Annotated in this window: 2 protein-coding genes; both read right to left on the minus strand. The window is 63.0% G+C overall.

The features are described from left to right. Positions 1 to 447 precede the first annotated feature (447 nt). Positions 448 to 654: a hypothetical protein gene (locus ABT245_RS45815; protein WP_351747088.1), complete on the minus strand. Its 207-nt coding sequence runs from the start codon at positions 652 to 654 to the stop codon at positions 448 to 450. Between the two features lie 88 nt (positions 655 to 742). Then, the gene (locus tag ABT245_RS45820) at positions 743 to 1,576 is read right to left on the minus strand and encodes a helix-turn-helix domain-containing protein (RefSeq protein ID WP_351747090.1); all 834 of its coding nucleotides are present in this window, start codon (positions 1,574 to 1,576) and stop codon (positions 743 to 745) included. Between the last annotated feature and the right edge of the window lie 81 nt (positions 1,577 to 1,657).

Here is a 1,657-nt window from a genome sequence, read left to right on the forward strand (position 1 = left end):
CGACAGCCGGGCCATACACCTGCCCGTGATCAGCCCGGACGACCGAAACGGCCCGCCAGAGAAACCGACGGACCGTCACGAAAGATCGAGGTTAAGCATCTGGATACCTCCAGTTGGAAGGTGCCTCTTGAACCGTCCCGCTGTATGCGGAACGGGATGTTGCCCGCCCCTGCCGGGCTTCCGAGCCATGGGGCATAGGGAATCGGGTCAGATCCGACAGGGGTGGAGATCAGCGAGAAATGGTCACCAGGCACTGGGCAGAAGCGGACCGCCGGCACAGGTAGGGCAAAGCACCCTCCGCCGGTTGTTGCAGCCCGAACAACCCTCGAAGCCGAAGCAGATGGGGCACCAGATTTCGCGGTGTCCGGCACACGTTCCGCAGTACTCCCCGTACGACCACAGAACCTGAGTGATCGTTTTTGGGGCAGCGCGGGTCGGTGCGCGCCATCAGAGGATTTCGCCACGGCTCCGAGCATTGGCTTCGGCGACCCGTTCACGAAGGGTCGTACGGCCCACTCCCGAATGAAGCGCAGCATCCGCCCCTTCAGCCGTCGTTCCCAAGGGGTCATCCGGGTCGTAGAACACCAACAGCATGCCGTTGCTGCCGAACAGGTCGAACGCCTCAGACAGCCGGGCTCTTGCGTCGCTCGCCATGATCGCTCGCCCCTCCTCTGGTCGTGCAGACCACGCTAGGAACGGGCCACATCGGGGCTCTACGAAGTTCTACGAAATTGCACGCGAGTTAGCCGAGCGTCTCGATGGCCTTCGTGATCAAGGTTCGCGCCGTGGCCCCATAGACTGCCGCTTCCGACAGTCGTTCGAACGCTCTCGCGTACTGCTCGATCTCCGACGGCGCCGTGACGTTCACAGCCGCTGTCAGCAGCTCCACCTGGGCTTGTGCGCTGTCGTAGATCGAGAACGTCTCCAGCGGCCACATGTGCCTTGAGGCGGTAAACGGCACGACTCCCAGGGAGACCGCCGGCAGGGACATGATCGACAGGAGATGGCCCAGTTGTCCGGCCATGATTCCGGCGTCACCAATGCGGTACCGCAAGACGGCTTCCTCAACGAGGATGGCGAACCGGTGATCTCCTTCGCGGAGAACCCGCGCGCGATCCATGCGGGCGGCCACAGCCTCCGTGATGTCATTGGGCGTCTGCCGGAAGTCGGTGATCTCAGTCAGCAGCGCGCTTGCGTACGCGGGGGTCTGGAGCAGGCCGGGCACCACGTTGGAGCAGTAGATCCGGAAGGTTCGGGTGCGCTCGAAGAGAGGTACGTACGACTCCTGGAGTCGGCGTAGCCCGGTGCGCTGGAGCCGTTGCCACTCGACGTACATCGACTCCGCCGAGCGAGAGGCAGCGATCAAGTCGGCAGCTTGATCGTCGGCTCCACAGATGCGGCACCAATCGCGAATGTCGGCGTCCGAGGGGGGCGTTACGGCGTTCTCCAGCCGACTCGCCTTGGAAGGATGCCAGCCAGCCTGTACGGCTACCTCACGGGCCTTCAGACCAGCGTCTAGGCGAATATCCCGAAGGCGTGCTGCAAGTGCCTTACGGGCCGCCTCGGAAGCTGTCAAGTCAAATGAGACAGTTTGATGCTATGAGTTCTGTTTCTGGGGTTCTGCCTCGGATCGCGGCTCGTTGATCCACGCGACTGT

The organism is Streptomyces sp. NPDC001508, from assembly GCF_040298665.1.
Taxonomy (GTDB): domain Bacteria; phylum Actinomycetota; class Actinomycetes; order Streptomycetales; family Streptomycetaceae; genus Streptomyces.

Coding starts and splice junctions, on each gene's coding strand:
- ABT245_RS45815 (WP_351747088.1), bottom strand. CDS start 654: ATGGCGAGCGACGCAAGAGCCCGGCTGTCTGAGGCGTTCGACCTGTTC.